At 66.6% G+C, this 15226-nt stretch carries 16 protein-coding genes; 6 read left to right on the top strand and 10 right to left on the bottom strand.

Features of this window, described 5'->3' with window-relative positions; translation table 11 throughout:
• Nucleotides 1–5 precede the first annotated feature (5 nt).
• From flgC to CA260_RS04820, 3 genes are all read right to left on the bottom strand, one after another.
• Entirely contained in the window at nucleotides 6–434 is a 429-nt protein-coding gene (gene flgC / locus CA260_RS04830; RefSeq protein ID WP_111981270.1) for a flagellar basal body rod protein FlgC, read from the bottom strand.
• Nucleotides 434–832 (bottom strand): flagellar basal body rod protein FlgB, encoded by a 399-nt coding sequence (flgB, locus tag CA260_RS04825; protein WP_111981269.1) that lies wholly within the window; start codon nucleotides 830–832, stop codon nucleotides 434–436. The genes flgC and flgB overlap by 1 nt, the downstream gene beginning before the upstream one ends.
• A gap of 1017 nt (nucleotides 833–1849) precedes the next feature.
• Entirely contained in the window at nucleotides 1850–2779 is a 930-nt protein-coding gene (locus CA260_RS04820) for a chemotaxis protein (RefSeq protein ID WP_111981268.1), read from the bottom strand.
• 167 nt (nucleotides 2780–2946) lie between these two features.
• Here CA260_RS04820 and CA260_RS04815 point away from each other — a divergent pair, with 167 nt between their 5' ends.
• The 5 genes from CA260_RS04815 (at nucleotide 2947) to CA260_RS04795 (ending at nucleotide 7133) form a co-directional block, all read left to right on the top strand.
• Nucleotides 2947–4254: a methyl-accepting chemotaxis protein gene (locus tag CA260_RS04815; RefSeq protein ID WP_111981267.1), complete on the top strand. Its 1308-nt coding sequence runs from the start codon at nucleotides 2947–2949 to the stop codon at nucleotides 4252–4254.
• Nucleotides 4251–4940, top strand: a complete 690-nt coding sequence (gene flgA, locus CA260_RS04810) for a flagellar basal body P-ring formation chaperone FlgA (RefSeq protein WP_111981266.1) — start codon at nucleotides 4251–4253, stop codon at nucleotides 4938–4940. Before CA260_RS04815 ends, flgA begins: the two co-directional genes overlap by 4 nt.
• A gap of 87 nt (nucleotides 4941–5027) precedes the next feature.
• Entirely contained in the window at nucleotides 5028–5342 is a 315-nt protein-coding gene (flgM, locus tag CA260_RS04805; protein WP_111981265.1) for a flagellar biosynthesis anti-sigma factor FlgM, read from the top strand.
• Nucleotides 5339–5785: a flagella synthesis protein FlgN gene (locus CA260_RS04800; protein ID WP_111981264.1), complete on the top strand. Its 447-nt coding sequence runs from the start codon at nucleotides 5339–5341 to the stop codon at nucleotides 5783–5785. Before flgM ends, CA260_RS04800 begins: the two co-directional genes overlap by 4 nt.
• A 91-nt stretch (nucleotides 5786–5876) precedes the next feature.
• Complete coding sequence (locus tag CA260_RS04795; protein ID WP_111981263.1) at nucleotides 5877–7133, top strand: EAL and HDOD domain-containing protein; 1257 nt, start codon at nucleotides 5877–5879, stop codon at nucleotides 7131–7133.
• A 636-nt stretch (nucleotides 7134–7769) separates the two neighbouring features.
• Here the strand turns inward: CA260_RS04795 and CA260_RS04790 are convergent.
• From CA260_RS04790 to rsmD, 7 genes are all read right to left on the bottom strand, one after another.
• Entirely contained in the window at nucleotides 7770–8783 is a 1014-nt protein-coding gene (locus tag CA260_RS04790; RefSeq protein WP_111981262.1) for a TMEM43 family protein, read from the bottom strand.
• Between the two features lie 32 nt (nucleotides 8784–8815).
• Nucleotides 8816–9661 carry an MBL fold metallo-hydrolase gene (locus tag CA260_RS04785; RefSeq protein WP_111983008.1) on the bottom strand — a complete coding sequence of 282 codons (846 nt, stop codon included), beginning with the start codon at nucleotides 9659–9661 and terminating at the stop codon, nucleotides 8816–8818.
• Nucleotides 9662–9820: 159 nt separating this feature from the next.
• On the bottom strand, nucleotides 9821–11548 hold the full coding sequence (gene ggt / locus CA260_RS04780) for a gamma-glutamyltransferase (RefSeq protein WP_111981261.1): 1728 nt from the start codon (nucleotides 11546–11548) through the stop codon (nucleotides 9821–9823).
• Nucleotides 11545–11802, bottom strand: a complete 258-nt coding sequence (locus CA260_RS04775; protein ID WP_111981260.1) for a YfhL family 4Fe-4S dicluster ferredoxin — start codon at nucleotides 11800–11802, stop codon at nucleotides 11545–11547. The genes ggt and CA260_RS04775 overlap by 4 nt, the downstream gene beginning before the upstream one ends.
• A gap of 208 nt (nucleotides 11803–12010) precedes the next feature.
• Nucleotides 12011–12502 carry a hypothetical protein gene (locus CA260_RS04770; protein WP_111983007.1) on the bottom strand — a complete coding sequence of 164 codons (492 nt, stop codon included), beginning with the start codon at nucleotides 12500–12502 and terminating at the stop codon, nucleotides 12011–12013.
• Nucleotides 12503–12831: 329 nt separating this feature from the next.
• Nucleotides 12832–13335 carry a pantetheine-phosphate adenylyltransferase gene (coaD, locus tag CA260_RS04765; protein ID WP_111983006.1) on the bottom strand — a complete coding sequence of 168 codons (504 nt, stop codon included), beginning with the start codon at nucleotides 13333–13335 and terminating at the stop codon, nucleotides 12832–12834.
• A 94-nt stretch (nucleotides 13336–13429) separates the two neighbouring features.
• Nucleotides 13430–13999, bottom strand: a complete 570-nt coding sequence (gene rsmD, locus CA260_RS04760) for a 16S rRNA (guanine(966)-N(2))-methyltransferase RsmD (RefSeq protein WP_111981259.1) — start codon at nucleotides 13997–13999, stop codon at nucleotides 13430–13432.
• Nucleotides 14000–14073: 74 nt separating this feature from the next.
• Between rsmD and ftsY the strand changes: the two genes are divergently transcribed.
• Nucleotides 14074–15222 carry a signal recognition particle-docking protein FtsY gene (ftsY, locus tag CA260_RS04755; protein ID WP_111981258.1) on the top strand — a complete coding sequence of 383 codons (1149 nt, stop codon included), beginning with the start codon at nucleotides 14074–14076 and terminating at the stop codon, nucleotides 15220–15222.
• Nucleotides 15223–15226: the final 4 nt, after the last annotated feature.

Genomic DNA, 15226 nt, shown 5'->3' with positions numbered 1-15226 from the left:
CCGGCTTACTTGCCGAGGTCGAGGGTCTTGAGCATCAGCTGCTTGGTGGTATTCATCACTTCGACGTTGTTCTGGTACGAACGCGAAGCGGAAATCATGTTCACCAGCTCGTCGATGGGATTGACGTTGCTGCCGTAGACGTAGCCGTTGCCATCGGCCATCGGATTGCCGGGCTCGTAACGCGCCTGCACGTCGGCCTGGCTTTCGGTGACGCCCTTCACCTGCACGCCCACGCTGCTATCGCCTTCGGCGTTGTTCGCGCCGCCCAGCGCACGCTGCACGGCGGAGAACAACGGCTCCTTCGCGCGATACGCGCCTTCGGGCGTACCCGACACGCTGTCGGCATTGGCGAGGTTGCTGGCCACGGTGTTGAGGCGCAGCGACTGCGCCGCCATGCCGGACCCTGCCACATCGAAGATCTTGAACATCGACATCACTGGCCTCCGGTGATGGCGGTGCGCAGCATGTGGATCTGCGCGGTGATGAAGCAGAGGCTGGCCTGGTAATGCACGCCATTGGCGGCGAAGTTGGCCTGTTCGGTCTGCGCATCGACGGTGTTGCCGTCCATCGTGGGCTGGGTCGGCACGCGATAAGCGAGCTGCGTCGCCGCCTGTGCCTGCGGGTTGATCTGCCCCGGCTGCGTGATGGTCATCGCCAACCCATCACTCTGCCCACTGGCACTCGCCAGCGCCTGCTTGAAGTTCACGTCGCGCGCGAGATAACCGGGCGTGTCCGCATTCGCCAGATTACTGGCCAGCACTTCGCTGCGACGCTGCCAGAGGTCCAGCGCCTGCGTGTGCAAACCGAACAGGTTGTCGTTGCTCGAACTCATCGCTCACTCCTGCGGCGGGGGCCGCGGGAAGGTTTGAGCAAGTTGCGTGCCACGGGTTTGGGTAGCGCGGGAGACCGCGCCGTTGTTGGGTTTGCGGGGAATTCGTCGTTGCCCCGAGAGCGGACTGACGGAAATCCGACGCGGTCGACAACGGCTTCCCGTCGCCCCGATTTCCCGACCTCGACCTCCCTCCTCTGTAGGAGCGCACCCAGTGCGCGACAGTCTTTCGCGCCGGCCTGCATGTTCTCGCTCTTTGTGGGCGGCTGTTCCTTCGGTAGCTCCGCAGCCGCGAGGTTGCCGCTTACGACGCAACGCTAGTCCCTGAGGGACGCCGCGGGCGTTTCGATCGTCCGCCGACGACGCGAAGCTAGTCCCTGTGGGACGCTCGAGTCACTTTTCTTTTGCTGGCCCACGCACGCGCTCTTGGCGTGCGAACGGCGAAGCCGGCTCGCACGCGGGGAGGCGCCATGGATGGCGCCGGCTTTGAGGAGCGAGGAAGGGCGTAGGGCGGAACGCCCGGAGTCAAAGCCCCACGGGATCAGCTTCGCGTCAAAAGTAACCCAAAGTAGTGGCCTCAGAGCCAAGGCTCGTAGCAGTACGTGGGATAGAAGCGTCGGAAGACCGAGGCCAGGCGGGATACGCTCGTTACTACCTCACACGGGGCCGCTACACCGCAACGCGCCGATGCCAAGAGGACTTAAAGCAGCTTCGTTGGAGGTGAGGGATGCATGAGCGCCGCGCGCCTTCTCCCTCTCCCCTCCGGGGCACGCGGAGAGCGGCCATGGACGGCCGCGGCTTTGAGGAGCGAGGAGAGGGTTGGGGTGAGGGGCGGGTGCTCGCGAAGACACCACCTACCTCTGTAGGAGCGCACCCAGTGCGCGACCGCAGCGTGACGGCGTGCCTCATCTCGACAACCGCAGACCGAGGCAAACATGCCAGTCCGCGGTCGCGCACAGGGTGCGCTCCTACAGAGAGACGGCGCACTCACGCTTGATGCCACATTTCACCCCGAGCCCCTCAAAACTTCTCAAAATTCTCCGGCAACAACTCCAGCACCGTCTGCGCCAGCAGATCCGGCTGGAACTTCGCCACGAAGCGGTCCGCGTTCACCTCGCGCACCATCGCCTCATTGAAGATGCCGCTGATCGAGCTGTGCAGCACCACCTTCAGCGGCCGCAGCTCCGGCGTCTCGCGGATGGCCCGCGTGAGTGCATAGCCGTCGATGCGCGGCATCTCGATGTCAGACACCACCAGGGTCACGCCCTCGCCTTCAGGCGCCTGCGCCAGCTCCTTCAGACGCTCCAAGGCCTCACGGCCGTCCTGCGCGACAACGCACTCCACATCCATCTGGCGGAACAACCCCACCAGCTGGTTGCGGGCGACCAGCGAATCGTCCACCACCATCACGCGCCGCGGCTGCAGGTCGTGGAAGCGGGCGATGCGTTGCATCGGTTCGGACAGCGTGGTGGTCGTCGCGTTGAGGCTGGCCAGTACCTGCTCCACATCGACCACCGCCACCAGGGCGCCGTCCACGCGCGTCACCGCGTTGACGCGCGTGCCGAAGCCCAGCGCAGGGGCCGGTGCTTCGAGGTTGTCGCCGTCGCACTGCACCAGACGCTGGGGTTCGGCCACCAGGAAACCCTGCACCGTCCGGCTGAACTCCGTCACCATCAGGTGCGCCGACGGATCGTCGCGCAGCGGGGCGTAGCCCAGCGCCACGGCCAGGTCGATCACGGGGATGGTCATGCCGCGGTAGTCGCAGCTGCCGGCAATGAGTGGGTTGGCGCCGGGCATGCGCTCCATCGGTGGGCGGCGCATCACTTCGCGAACCTTGAAGACATTGATGCCGTAGAGCTGCTCGTCGCCCATGCGAAACAGCAGCATGGCCACGCGGTTGTGACCCGCCAGCCGGGTCTGCTGCTCCACCTTGTCCATCCATGCGCTCATGCGCACTCCTCGCCAGGCGGCCGGATGCCGCATCACACCGGACATATCGGCACGCAAGGCACCTGCTTGAGCGTCGCCAGCAAGCGGTGGCACGTCGCTTGCTTCTCAAGTTCCGACGTTTCCCGCCGATGCCGGGGGCGAACCTTATAGGAAGGAACGATCCACCCATGAGTCTTATCTGGAGCCAGCCTCTCGCCGAGCTTGCACGCGCCGCCGCAGCGGGCGACCAGGCACGGGTGGCGCAATTGTCTGCCCGCCATCCTCGTGCTGCGCAGGCCCTGGCGCCGTTGCTGGCAGCCGTTTCCGCCACGCCTCCGCCCGCGGCCGTGGCCCTGCAGACGCTCGAACAGCAGGGGCTGGTGCTCAGCTCTGCCCAGCAGCTGTCCCGCGAGCAGGCGGCGATGCACCAGTCCGCGCAGGACAGCCGCGACGACGTCGGCCGATTGACGGACGGCAGCGCCGGAATCTCGACGGCGCTGCAGCAGATCGGCACTGGCCTCGACTACGCCCGACAGACCGGCCAGGCCAGCGAGCGCAGCGTCAGCGAACTCGATGGCCAGCTGCGCCTGCTGCGCACAGCCCTCTCCGCCATGAGCCGCAATCAGAGCAAGCTGGCCGAGGAAGTGGCCCAGATCCGCAAGCTCACCGGCGTTGTGCAGGAGATCGCGCACCAGACCAACCTGGTCGCGCTCAATGCGGCGATCGAAGCCGCACGTGCCGGCGAGGCGGGCCGCGGCTTCGCCGTGGTTGCCGACGAGGTGAAGCAGCTCGCCGAGAAGACCAGCCAGGCCACCGCGGAGATCGAGCAGGTCACCGGCTCCATCGGCGAATTCTCGCTGCAGCTCGACGGCGACGTGCAGCAGGGCCTGCAGCGCCTCGAGCGCGCGCAGTCCGGCGTCAGCCAGACCGAGAGTTCACTGCAGGACAGCGGCGAAGCCCTGCGCCAGGTCGGCGAGCGCATCGCCACCATGCACAAGAACCAGGACGCCCAGCATGCCCGCGCGGTCGCCGCGCAGGCCGCGCTCGGCGCGTGGCATCGCCGCGCCGCCGAAGCCAGCCGCCAGGCCGAGGCGCTGAGCCGTGGCGCGCTGTTGGCGCATCGCCTTGCGCTCGACTGGCTGGAAAGCGAAAGCGGCGACGATCCGGCCAGCCTCAGCCTCACCGTGCGCGAAGCAGCGCAGAGCCTGCGCCAGGCGATGGACCTCGCCCTGCAGGAACCGGCCGCGCTCGACCGCCGCTGGTTCGACACGCAGCCGCTCAGTCGCACGCTGCAGCGCCTTACGTCGCGCCGCGACGGGCATCCGGCCGCGTCTGCACTCAACGTCGCCGGCAACCGCCTGCGCGAGCACGGCAACACCTTCGCCACCCTGCTGTGCGACGGCCATATCGACCAGGCCAGCCAGCTCGTCGCGCAGCTGGAGAGCGAGCGCGAAACGCTGCTGACCCAACTCAACGCGCTGCTGGCCGACCTATGACCCATCGCCCGCTGGTCGCCCTGCTGCTGTGCGTGTTCGCGCTGCCCGCCTTCGCCGCGGAGCCGGCGCAGGCGGCGCGCGCCACCGCCGAGCAATGGCTGCGCGACCAGTACGCCACCCATGGCGCCCGCGTGGTGGCCCAGGCGGGCACGCTCGATCCGCGGTTGCAGCTCGCCCCCTGTCCGACCGCGCTGAGCGCGGGCCTGCAGGAGGGCACGCGGCTGATGCCGCGCATGAACGTCACGGTGCGCTGCCCCGTCGCCGACGGCTGGACCCTGCGCGTGCCGGTGCAATTGCAGGTATTCCACCAGGTGCTGGTGATCGCGCGCCCGCTTCAGCGTGGCGACGGCGTCAGGCCCGATGATGTGCGCAGCGAAGAACGCGACGTCACGCGCCTGGGCTACGGCTATGTCAGCGACCTCGGCGAAGCGGAGGGCCGTACGCTTTCCCGCGCCATGGCCGTCGGCAGCGTGCTGACCCCGGCGGCGCTGGGCGGACGCACCGCCGTGAAGGCCGGCGACCAGGTGCAACTGGTGTCGCGCCTGGACGGCATCGAAGTACGGGCGAGCGGCGTGGCGCTGGGTAGCGGCGACAGCGGCTCCCGCCTGCGGGTGCGCAACGGCAGTTCGGGCAAGGTGATCGATGCCATGGTCACCGCGCCGGGCGAAGTGCTCGCCCTGCCCTGAGAGCCAGATCCAAGGAATTACCCTAAAGTTTGGCGCCGCCCTGCCGATCCTGACGGTAACAGGGCCAAAACCACGAGACACGGACCCATGAACACCACCATCTCCAACAATGGCTTGCCCAAGCTTCCCCAGGCCCCCAGCGGCCAGGGCAGCTCGACGCAGAACGCCACCGGCACCACCGGCAGCGAGGCCGCCAGCGGCACCGCCGGCGCCGACGATCGCGTCCAGCTGACGGATTCGGCCAAGGCCATGCAGGAAGCCGCCCGCGCCCACAACGGCGCCGAGGTCGACACCAAGAAGGTGGAACAGCTGCGCCAGTCGCTGGCCAACGGCACCTACAAGGTCGATCCGAGCCGCATCGCCGATCGCATGCTCTCGCTGGAAAGCCAGCTCAAGCCATGAACACCTCCCTGCAAGCCGAACTGGACCATGCCCTGACGGCCGCGGTCGAGGAGATGCGGCTCGCAGTGGAGCAATTGGCCGACGCGCTCCACGAAGAGCGCACCGCCCTTGAAACGGCCAACGTCGACGCGCTGAACCACGCAGGCGCCGCCAAGCACTCGCTGATGCTCAAGCTGGAACAGCTCGACGGCGAGCGCGTGCAGCTGAGCCAGGGCGCCCCCGAAGCCGCCCGCGAGCTGGCCCCGGTGTGGCAGCAGATCCTGCAGTCGCTGCGCGCCTGCCAGATGCTCAACCAGCGCAACGGACAGCTGGTGGGTTTGCGCCTGCAGCAGGTGCGCAAGGCGCTGGCCGTGCTGACCGGCAACGACGCGGAAGCCAGCGTGTACGGCCGCGCCGGCGAACTGCACACGAGCCTGCGCTCGCAGACATTGGCCGAGGCATGACCGTCATGGCGCGCATCACGTTCACTTCGATGCGCATCCTTCTACCGGCGACCGTTGCCGGTTTCCCCCACTGCCAATACATCGACCGACCATGAGCGAAGCCGCGGCCATCCCCTCCGCCCACGAAGGCGCCAATGCAAGCGAACAGCCGCTGCCGGTCATCCGTCTGCCGATGCTGGACACCAAGCGCGAACTGTTCGCCTACGAAATCGTGTTCCAGAGCGAAGCCGAGGACGAAGCCACGCTGATGCGTCGCGCGCTCGCCACCATCACTGACGGCGCACTCGCGCGCCTCGTGCGTGGCAACCGCACCTTCCTGCGCCTGACCCGCGAGCTGTTGCTGGAAGAAACCGACGTACTGCAGCACCAGCCGCGCTTCGGCGTGCTGCTGCAGCCGGAGGTCGCCACCGACGCGGCCCTGCTCGACCGTCTTTCGCGCATGGCCCAGCGCGGCTGCCCGCTGATGCTCGACGCGGGCGATACGCCACTGGAATACAACGTTGCGGTGGAACCGCTGCTCAAGATCGTGCAGTACGTGCGCCTGGACGCCAGCAAGCTGGACCCGGCCGCGCTGCGCACGCGCAGCGAGTACCTGCACGCGCGCGGCATCCACGTGATCGCCGGCCACGTCGACGACCACGACACTTACCACCGTTGCGAAGCGCTGCCGGTACAGGCCATCCAGGGCCAGTTCCTGCTGAAGCCCGAGCCCGTCGCTGTTCCCGTGCTCACCGCCAACCGCCTCAGCCTGCTGCGCCTGATGAAGGCGCTGGAAGAAGGCAACCCCGGCCCGGTCGAGATCGGCCAGATCGTGCGCGACGACGCCATCCTCAGCTACAAGCTGCTGGGCTGCGTGAACTCCGCCTACTTCGCCCTGCCGCGACAGCTGAAGTCGGTGCAGCAGGCGGCGATCTTTTTCGGCGCCAACCGCCTGCGCAACTGGATCTACACCATGGCGCTCGGTGGCGTCGGCGATCGCCCGCCCGAACTGCTGCGCGCTGCGTTGATCCGCGCGCACATGTGCGAAAAGCTCGCCCAGCACATGCCAAGCGAACAGCGCGAAATGGCCTTCACCGCCGGCCTGTTCTCGCTGCTCGACACGCTGATGGAAGCCCCGATGGACTTCGTGCTGTGGCACCTGCCCCTCGCACGCGACATCAGCAGCGCCCTGCTGGAAAACAAGGGCCCGTTCGCTCCGTTGCTCGAACAGATCCGCGCCTGGGAAGCCGGCGACCTCCGCGGCGGCGAAACCCAGCCCCAAATCATCCGCCGCATGGCCGCCATCTACCTCGAAGCCACGCAGTGGGCCGACCACGTGTTCGCGTTCGCGGATCAAAGGCCGAATTGAGCGAGGGGGCCCTCATCTCAAAGTAATGAGGAATTGAAGCGTTCAAGGCATTCGCTAGAGCCGCCGGAATGCCTATCTCTGGTCGAAGCGGGACCGCAAGATTTGCCCCCGTGTTATCCCCTCGGAGGGGAGAGGGAGAAAGTGCGGCGTCCATGGATTCTCCCACGAAGCAACGAAGCTGCTTTAAGTCCTCTTCGCATCGGCGCGTTGCGGTGTAGCCGCTCCGTTCGAGGTAGTAACGAGCGCATCCTGGCTAGCCTCGGTCATTCGACGGTTCTATCTCTCATATCGCTACGAGCCTTGGCTCTCAAGGCCATTTTCTTTGGGTTACTTTTCTTTTGGGCCAGCAAAAGAAAAGTGACTCGAGCTCCGGCAGGAGATCGAAACGCCCGCTGCGTAAGCGGCAAGCTGGCGGCCGCGTGGCTATGAACGGAAGAATCATCCCTACAAAAGCCCAAATCATGCAGCCCGGCGCAAAAAGCCGTTGCGCACAGGGTGCGCTCCCACAATAAAGGGCGGCTCGAATGTGGAACTTGGGCAAGGGGTATCGCGCACTGGGTGCGCTCCTACAACGAGCGAGGAGCGAGGGAGCAGAAAAGCGGAAAGCGGAAAACAGGGAAAGCTAGCGAGCAACCCTCACTCCGCCGTGGCGCGAATCCTCCACACCGCCACCGCCAACCCCAGCAACGCCACCCCAAACCAGGCCCCACCCACCGCCATATCCGTCCCCAGCCACATCACGCAAGCCAACGCCCCCATCAACAGCGCACTCGCGCCCAGCGCCAGCAGAAAATCGTGGTGCGTACGCGGACGCTCCGGCAGCAACAGCAGGGCGCCCAACAATCCAAGCAGCACCGCCGCGACACGACGAGCCCACACGAACGACGGCGACTCCGGCACATCGGGCACGACGTCGACCAGCGCTCGATCACCCACCTGCACGTCATAACCCTTGCCGTCGGCTGCATGCACGGCGGGAACGAGGTGATCGCCATCGACCTGCGCAAACACCGTCACTTCCTGTGCAGGCACGGTTTCCCAGCTCACGCGCAGGTCGCCCAGGCGCGGCTGCTCGGGCTTGGCGCTCGTCGTCAGGTATCGATCGTTGAGCGAGAAGCTCGCGGCCAGATTCGGCGGCACCGCCTTCATGTCCGGCGTGAGCACGTCGCTGCCGGGCAAGGCATGAAGCAACGCCGGCGACAACACGTAACCGCCCACGCGCACCTGCCCGGCGTCGAACTGCTTGCCGAGTACCGGGAAATGCTCGGGATTGCCGTGACCCGACGGTTGCGCGAAACGGCTGGAGTCCACCGGACGATCGACCCAGTCGAGCTCGTAGTGCACGTCGCCGCCAACGCGCACTTCGCGCCACTGGAACATCTCCACGTGTCGGATCAGCACCGGCACCGCCGCATGCTGCCCGAACTCCGGATCAAAAGGGGCTTCCACCACCTTCACCGGGCCGGCCACGCGCACCAGGTAGCCGTGGCCGGCCTGCGCATCGCCGGTGGCGCCGAGATCGATAATCTGGCCGCCATGCTTTTCCGACGCGTGGTGATGGTCGAGCAAGCCCTGCTCGGTCATCGCCACCAGTCCAGCGCCGCCCAGCAGAAGCAAGGCACCCAGCACGCGTCGCGTCCATTGCCGCATATCGGTTTCTCTCCCCTGCCCCCTGGCCATCGCTAAGCGCCCCGCAGCTCGCGGACTTCGTCCGCCGTACCGTAGCGGCCTCGTTCGTCGCGCACCACGCGCGCGGCGGCGCAATCGTGGTCGTGCGTGAAAAACAACCGCACGCCACGCGCGAGCTTGTCCTCGAGGAACGCCCGCTTTTCGTCGATCAGCTTTTCCGGATAACGGTCATAGCCCATGGTGATGGGCAGGTGCACCCAGAAGCGGCCGGGAATCAGGTCGGCGCAGAACACCACGCCGGCCACTTCCGCCAGCATCAGTCCCGGCGTATGGCCGTCCGAATAGCTGAAGCGCACCGAATCGCCCAAGGTCTTCGAATGCTCGCCTTCGACCAGCTCCAGCCGGCCGCTCTGTTCCAGCAACGGCTGCAGCTCCGGCACGAACGAGGCGCGATCGCGCGGATGCGGCTTCTGCGCGCGGCGCCAATGTTCGGCTCCCACCAGGTACGTCGCGTTGGGAAACAGCAGGCGCGGCGACTGACCCTCTTCCCACGCCGCAAGCAGGCCACCGGCATGGTCGAAGTGCAGGTGCGAGAGCACCACCGCATCGATGTCTTCATGCGTGATTCCCGCCTGCGCCAGCGAATCGAGCAGCACGTGGCGATCTTCCACTACGCCGTAGCGCTCGCGCAGCGCCGGCTCGAAGAACGCGCCGATGCCGGTCTCGAACAAGACGTTGCGGCCGTCCATATCCTTCACCAGCAGGCAGCGACAGGCCAGCGGAATGCGGTTCTCCGCATCGGGCTGGATCCAGCGCGACCACAGCGCCTTCGGCGCGTTGCCAAACATGGCGCCGCCATCGAGCTGTTGCGAGTTGCCCGTGAGCGACCAGAGCTCCATATCAAATACCTCGCGTTGCCACGGATTCGCCGGGAGCGAATCCGGACGCCGCAGGCGGCCCCGCGCGACGCGCGGGGTGAGGCCCATGGACGGGCCGAACAAACATGGCACCGCCATCGAGTCGTTGCGAGTTGCCGGTGAGCGACCACAGTTCCATCGTCACTGCACCTTGCCGAGGCCCGACTCGCGGCGCGGATCGCTCGCGGCGTCGAGCTTGTTGTTCTTCAGGTCCCACGTCACCACGTTCATGAAGCCCCACGAGCTGCGTTCTTTCAGCGTGTGGCCCATGCGGGTCAGACCTTCGGTCGTGGCGGCATCGAACGTGCCCGACTCCACGTCCACGCGATCCGGCATGTACTGGTGGTGGAAGCGCTTCTGCCCGGCGATGCCGGCCGCGTCCTTGCCATCGATGAAGGCAAGAATGCCTTCCAGCACCTGCGTGATGATGGTGGAGCCACCCGGCGAGCCGATCACGCCCACGCGATCGGCGCCGAACACGATGCTCGGCGTCATCGACGACAGCATGCGCTTGCCCGGCGCCGGCGCATTCGCGTCGCTGCCGAGCAGGCCGTAGACGTTGGGCTTGTTGGGCACCAGGGCAAAGTCATCCATCTCGTCGTTGAGCAGCACGCCCGTGCCCGCTGCAACGAACGTCGAACCCATCGTGTAGTTCACCGTCTGGGTGATGGAGGCGATGTTGCCGTCCTTGTCGATGATCGAGAAATGCGTGGTGTGCATGCCTGGATCGGTGCCGGCGCTCACCGGCAGCATCGACGACGGCGTGGCCTTGTCCATCAGGATGGTCTGGCGCAGGCCCGCCGCGTAGTACGGCGACAGCAGCATGTCCATCGGCATCTTCACGAAGTCCGGATCGCCGAGGTAGTCGTTGTGATCGCGGAATGCGCGACGCATGGCTTCGATGACCAGATGCGTGCGATGCACCGTATCGAGCTTGGTGAGGTCGTAGCCCGACAGGATGTTGAGGATCTCGGCCACCGCCACGCCACCCGACGACGCCGGCGGCGCGGTCACCACGCGATAGCCGCGGTAGTTCACCACGATCGGCGTGCGCTCCTTCACCTGGTAGCTTTCCAGATCCTTCGCGGTCCAGTTGCCGCCGGCGGCGCGCACCGCATCCACCAGTTTCTTGCCGACTTCGCCGCGATAGAAACCATCGAAGCCGTGCTCGCCCAAAAGCTCAAGCGTGCGCGCCTGGTCCGGATCGCGCCATACCTCACCCACCACCGGCGGCTTGCCGTCCGGGAGGTACTTGGCAGCGGATGCCGGCCAGCGACGGATGTCTTCCGCGCGCTCGCTGATGGCGTTGACCAGACGGCCATCCGGTTTGAAGCCGTCGCGCGCGATACGCACGGCCGGCGCCAGCGACTCCTTCAGCGGCAGCTTGCCGTAATGCGTCGAGAGCCAGGCCAGGCCGGCAGCCTCACCCGGAATACCCGCCGAAAGCGGCCCGTTGAGCGCGGTGTCGCGGTTGGGAGTGCCGTCCTTGTTGAGATAGTCCTTGGCATTCACCGCCGCCGGCGCCGTCTCGCGCGCGTCGATGAACACCTCGCGGCCATCGGAGGCGCGATGCAGCACGGCCATGAAACCGCCGCCGATGCCTGAACTTTCCGGCTCGACCACGGAGAGCGTCGCGGCCACGGCAATCGCCGCGTCGAACGCATTGCCGCCCTTGGCGAGCACTTCGTGCCCCGCTTCGGTGGCGTGGAAATTGGCGCTGGCGATACCGGCATGGCCGGGTCGCTCGGTGATGACATGCGCGGAAGGCGCGGCAGGAGAGGAAGTCGGGCGGCTGTCGGCGGCGTATGCGGCGCTGGTGGTAAGCAGCAGGCCCAGCAGCGCTACGCGCCAGTTCAACGGGAACGTCATGCGTCGTCCTTTGCCATCAGATGTTGGTACTTCAGCGTCAGCTGCTCGTTCGTCTCGGTGTGCTCGGGATCGATGATGATGCATTCGACCGGACACACTTCCACGCACTGCGGCTGGTCATAGTGGCCGATGCACTCGGTGCACAACGAGGGGTCGATCACGTAGTACTCCTCGCCCAGCGAGATAGCCTTATTGGGACAGACCGGTTCGCAGACGTCGCAATTGACGCAGGTATCGAGGATTTTCAGGGACATTTGCGCAGTTTACATGCTGGGGATGCCTGATGCGCCGCAAGATTCCACTGCAGGAGCGCACCCAGCGCGCGACCGCAGAGACACGTCGTTACCGCTCCGTAGGCGTTTCGCGCACTGGGTGCGCTCCTGCAGGAACCACACGACCCCAAAAAGAAAGGCCCGCGGCAAACATGCCGCGGGCCCTCGCGTTCGCTCCGGAAACCGGAACTTAGAAGTTCACGTAGCGGATGGTGGCACCGGTCGGCTGCAGCGCGGTGGTCACCTTGTCCTTGTCACCGGCGTCGCCGATCACCAGCACGATCACGTCCTTGAACGAGCCCGGCTTGGCGTCCTTGAACGCCTCGGTCACGAAATCGGCGGTCTTGGCCGAGTCAGGGCCGGCGAACACCAGCATGTTGCCCGGCAGCACGCCGCGGGCCACGGTGTCCTGCACCTGCTCGAGCTGACGCTGGCGCACCGCGTTGGCGTCGTCGCTGTCGCCGGCCGGCACGAGGTACGGGAACGGACGGTCAGCCGTCATGCCCTGCATGTTCTTCTGGACGATCTGGCCCAGATAGGCGTTCCACGCCTTGGAGTCGTTCGGATCGGTCGGCTTGGAGACGGCGGCGACCTGTTCGGTCGGCTGCTGGGCTTCTTCCTGCTGGCTGCAGGCGGTGATGCCGGTAAGCGCGATGGCGGCGAGGAGGGCGTACTTGTACATGGTGGTCACCTTGGATGGTGGAATTCTTGGAATGACGAATCCATTGGATGACTGGACCATCCGGCCGTCGTACGACGGAGCCGGTAACCGGGAGCCCGGGCGGCAACATGCGACCCCTCGTTCCCCTGGTCCGCGGCGACGACTGTCCTGTCCGCAGGATGCCCGCGAGGATACACGACGACGACGCCCGCCGACACCGTAAGGCGTGCTGCAGTGCGACGAGCCCGACAGTGGCTTTTTGTAGGAGCGCACCCAGTGCGCGAAAAGCCTACGAAGCGGTGACGCCGAGATCGCGCACTGGGTGCGCTCCTACAAAAAAGCCGTGGATCTCAGCGCCAGCGCTGCCGCATCGCCTGCTGCACGGCCGGATGCACGAAGCCGGTGATATCGCCGCCCAGACGGCCAATCTCGCGCACCAGCGTGGAGGAGATGAAGCTGTACTGCTCGGCCGGCGTAAGGAACAGCGTTTCCGCCTGCGGGATCAGGTGGCGATTCATGCTCGCCAGCTGGAATTCGTATTCGAAGTCGGACACGGCGCGCAGGCCACGGATGATCACGCCGGCGCCCACTTCCTCGACGAAATGCGCCAGCAGGCCATCGAAGCCACGCACTTCCACGTTCTTCAGGTCGGCCAGGGCCAGACGCGCCAGCGCGATGCGCTCGTTGAGGCTGAAACCGGGGCCCTTGCCCTTGTTGGGGCTTTCGGCCACGGCCACGATCACGCGTTCGAACAGCGGCGCGGCGCGTGTGACCAGATCCGAATGGCCGTTGGTGATGGGGTCGAACGTACCCGGATAGACGGCAAGACGCTGGTTGACCGGAGGCTTGTTCACGAGACGGATCACCGGGGGTGCAGGGGCGGCTAGCTTAGGCTCGTTCGCGCCCATCGCCTAGCCTGCGCACGATATGGAAATCCATACGCCGCCGTCAGGTTGCCGCTGCCCGCCGATACAGCGCATAACCCACTTCGCCAGCCGTGCCTTCGCGATGAAGCATCCATGTGGAAGGCAGGGCCAGTCCGGCCTGCCGGGGCGACTCCACGTAGACACACGCCGCAGGCGTCAGCCATCCGCCCTGTTCCAACCGCTGGGACAGCGGCTGCCACAGGTTCTGCGCAAACGGCGGGTCGAGGAAAACCAGCCCGAACGGCTGCGGCGCACCTTGCAGATAAGCCATGGCATCGGCGGTGGTCACCTGCCCGCCCTGCGCCTTCAGGCGCGCGAGGTTGTCGCGCAGCGCCTGGGCAGCCCGCGCGTCGCGCTCCACGAACTGCACGCCGGCCGCCCCACGCGATAGCGCCTCGATGCCCAATGCACCGGTGCCGGCACACAGATCCAGGCAGCGCGCACCGGAAATCACCGGCGCCAGCCAGTTGAACAAGGTTTCGCGCACCCTCTCTGCCGTGGGCCGCAGGCCAGGCAGGTCGGGCACGTCGAGGCGAGAGTTGCGCAGCTGCCCGCCGATGATGCGGATGCGCCCCGGAGCGCGGCCCGTCATGGACGACACTGCTCAGCGGTGAGTACGGGTGGGGGTGGTAGCATGCCGCCCATTGTCTTTGAATCCCTGCCGCAATGCTCAAGTTCTGGAAGAAGAAACCCGCTGAGACGCCACCGGGCCAGCCTGCCGCACCTGTGGCGGACGAAGCACCGGCCGAGGGTTTCGCGCACGACACGGATGCCGCCTCGCTGGATTACGCCACGCCCGCGCTGGATGAGGCGCTCTCCGAAACGCCGCCACCTCCCGAGGCGCCGGCCGAGGACGAAGCCTTCGAGCGCGCCGCGATCGCCGAATCCGCCGCGCCGGCCAAGCGCAGCTGGCGCGAGCGCCTGTCCGGCAGCGCCTTCGCCCGCGGGCTTTCCTCGCTGTTCGTCCGTCATCCCAAGCTCGACGATGACCTGCTGGACGAGCTGGAAACCACGCTGATCACCGCCGACGTCGGCATCGAAGCCAGCACGGCGCTGGTCGAGGACCTGCGCAAGCGCATGCACAAGCGCGAGTTCGCCGACGCATCCGCACTGCTGGCCGCACTGCGCCAGGCACTGATGTCCCTGCTGAAGCCGGTGGAACAGCCGCTCGACGTTGCCGGTCGCAAGCCGTTCGTGGTGCTCACGGTGGGCATCAACGGCGTGGGCAAGACCACCACCATCGGCAAGCTGGCGCGCCGCTACCGCGACGAGGGCCGCCAGGTGATGCTCGCCGCAGGCGATACCTTCCGCGCCGCCGCGGTGGAGCAGCTCAAGGCCTGGGGCGCGCGCAACAACGTGCCGGTGATCTCGCAGGGCCAGGATGCCGATGCCGCCAGCGTGATCTTCGACGCGCTGCAGGCCGCGCGCTCGCGCAGCGCGGACGTGCTCATCGCCGATACCGCCGGCCGCCTGCATACGCAGGGCGGCCTGATGGACGAGCTGGGCAAGATCGCCCGCGTGATGAAAAAGCTCGACGCCGACACGCCGCACGAAGTGCTCATGGTGATCGACGGCACCACCGGCCAGAACGCCGTGAACCAGGTGCGCCAGTTCCGCCAGATCGTCGGCGTCACCGGCCTGGTGGTGACCAAGCTCGACGGCACCGCCAAGGGTGGCGTGGTGTTCGCGCTCGCCCGCGAGTTCGGCCTGCCGATCCGTTACGTGGGCCTGGGCGAAACCGCCACCGATCTGCGGGTATTCGACGCCGAGGCCTATGTCGACGGCCTCCTTCCCGCCAGCCTGGGTCAAGGCTGAGGGG

This window comes from Dyella jiangningensis, from assembly GCF_003264855.1.
Lineage (GTDB): Bacteria > Pseudomonadota > Gammaproteobacteria > Xanthomonadales > Rhodanobacteraceae > Dyella > Dyella jiangningensis_C.
Note: the sequence above shows the minus strand (reverse complement) of the source record. Positions and strands in the feature narration are given on the sequence as shown.

Excerpts from the sequence above, each read along its gene's own strand:
- CA260_RS04770 (WP_111983007.1), bottom strand. The coding sequence starts at position 12,502 with ATGTACAAGTACGCCCTCCTCGCCGCCATCGCGCTTACCGGCATCACC.
- CA260_RS04800 (WP_111981264.1), top strand. The coding sequence starts at position 5,339 with ATGAACACCTCCCTGCAAGCCGAACTGGACCATGCCCTGACGGCCGCG.
- CA260_RS04775 (WP_111981260.1), bottom strand. The coding sequence starts at position 11,802 with ATGTCCCTGAAAATCCTCGATACCTGCGTCAATTGCGACGTCTGCGAA.
- ggt (WP_111981261.1), bottom strand. The coding sequence starts at position 11,548 with ATGACGTTCCCGTTGAACTGGCGCGTAGCGCTGCTGGGCCTGCTGCTT.
- CA260_RS04785 (WP_111983008.1), bottom strand. The coding sequence starts at position 9,661 with ATGGAGCTCTGGTCGCTCACGGGCAACTCGCAACAGCTCGATGGCGGC.
- ftsY (WP_111981258.1), top strand. The coding sequence starts at position 14,074 with ATGCTCAAGTTCTGGAAGAAGAAACCCGCTGAGACGCCACCGGGCCAG.
- flgA (WP_111981266.1), top strand. The coding sequence starts at position 4,251 with ATGACCCATCGCCCGCTGGTCGCCCTGCTGCTGTGCGTGTTCGCGCTG.
- CA260_RS04795 (WP_111981263.1), top strand. The coding sequence starts at position 5,877 with ATGAGCGAAGCCGCGGCCATCCCCTCCGCCCACGAAGGCGCCAATGCA.
- flgM (WP_111981265.1), top strand. The coding sequence starts at position 5,028 with ATGAACACCACCATCTCCAACAATGGCTTGCCCAAGCTTCCCCAGGCC.
- CA260_RS04815 (WP_111981267.1), top strand. The coding sequence starts at position 2,947 with ATGAGTCTTATCTGGAGCCAGCCTCTCGCCGAGCTTGCACGCGCCGCC.
- flgC (WP_111981270.1), bottom strand. The coding sequence starts at position 434 with ATGTCGATGTTCAAGATCTTCGATGTGGCAGGGTCCGGCATGGCGGCG.
- flgB (WP_111981269.1), bottom strand. The coding sequence starts at position 832 with ATGAGTTCGAGCAACGACAACCTGTTCGGTTTGCACACGCAGGCGCTG.
- CA260_RS04790 (WP_111981262.1), bottom strand. The coding sequence starts at position 8,783 with ATGCGGCAATGGACGCGACGCGTGCTGGGTGCCTTGCTTCTGCTGGGC.
- rsmD (WP_111981259.1), bottom strand. The coding sequence starts at position 13,999 with ATGACGGGCCGCGCTCCGGGGCGCATCCGCATCATCGGCGGGCAGCTG.
- CA260_RS04820 (WP_111981268.1), bottom strand. The coding sequence starts at position 2,779 with ATGAGCGCATGGATGGACAAGGTGGAGCAGCAGACCCGGCTGGCGGGT.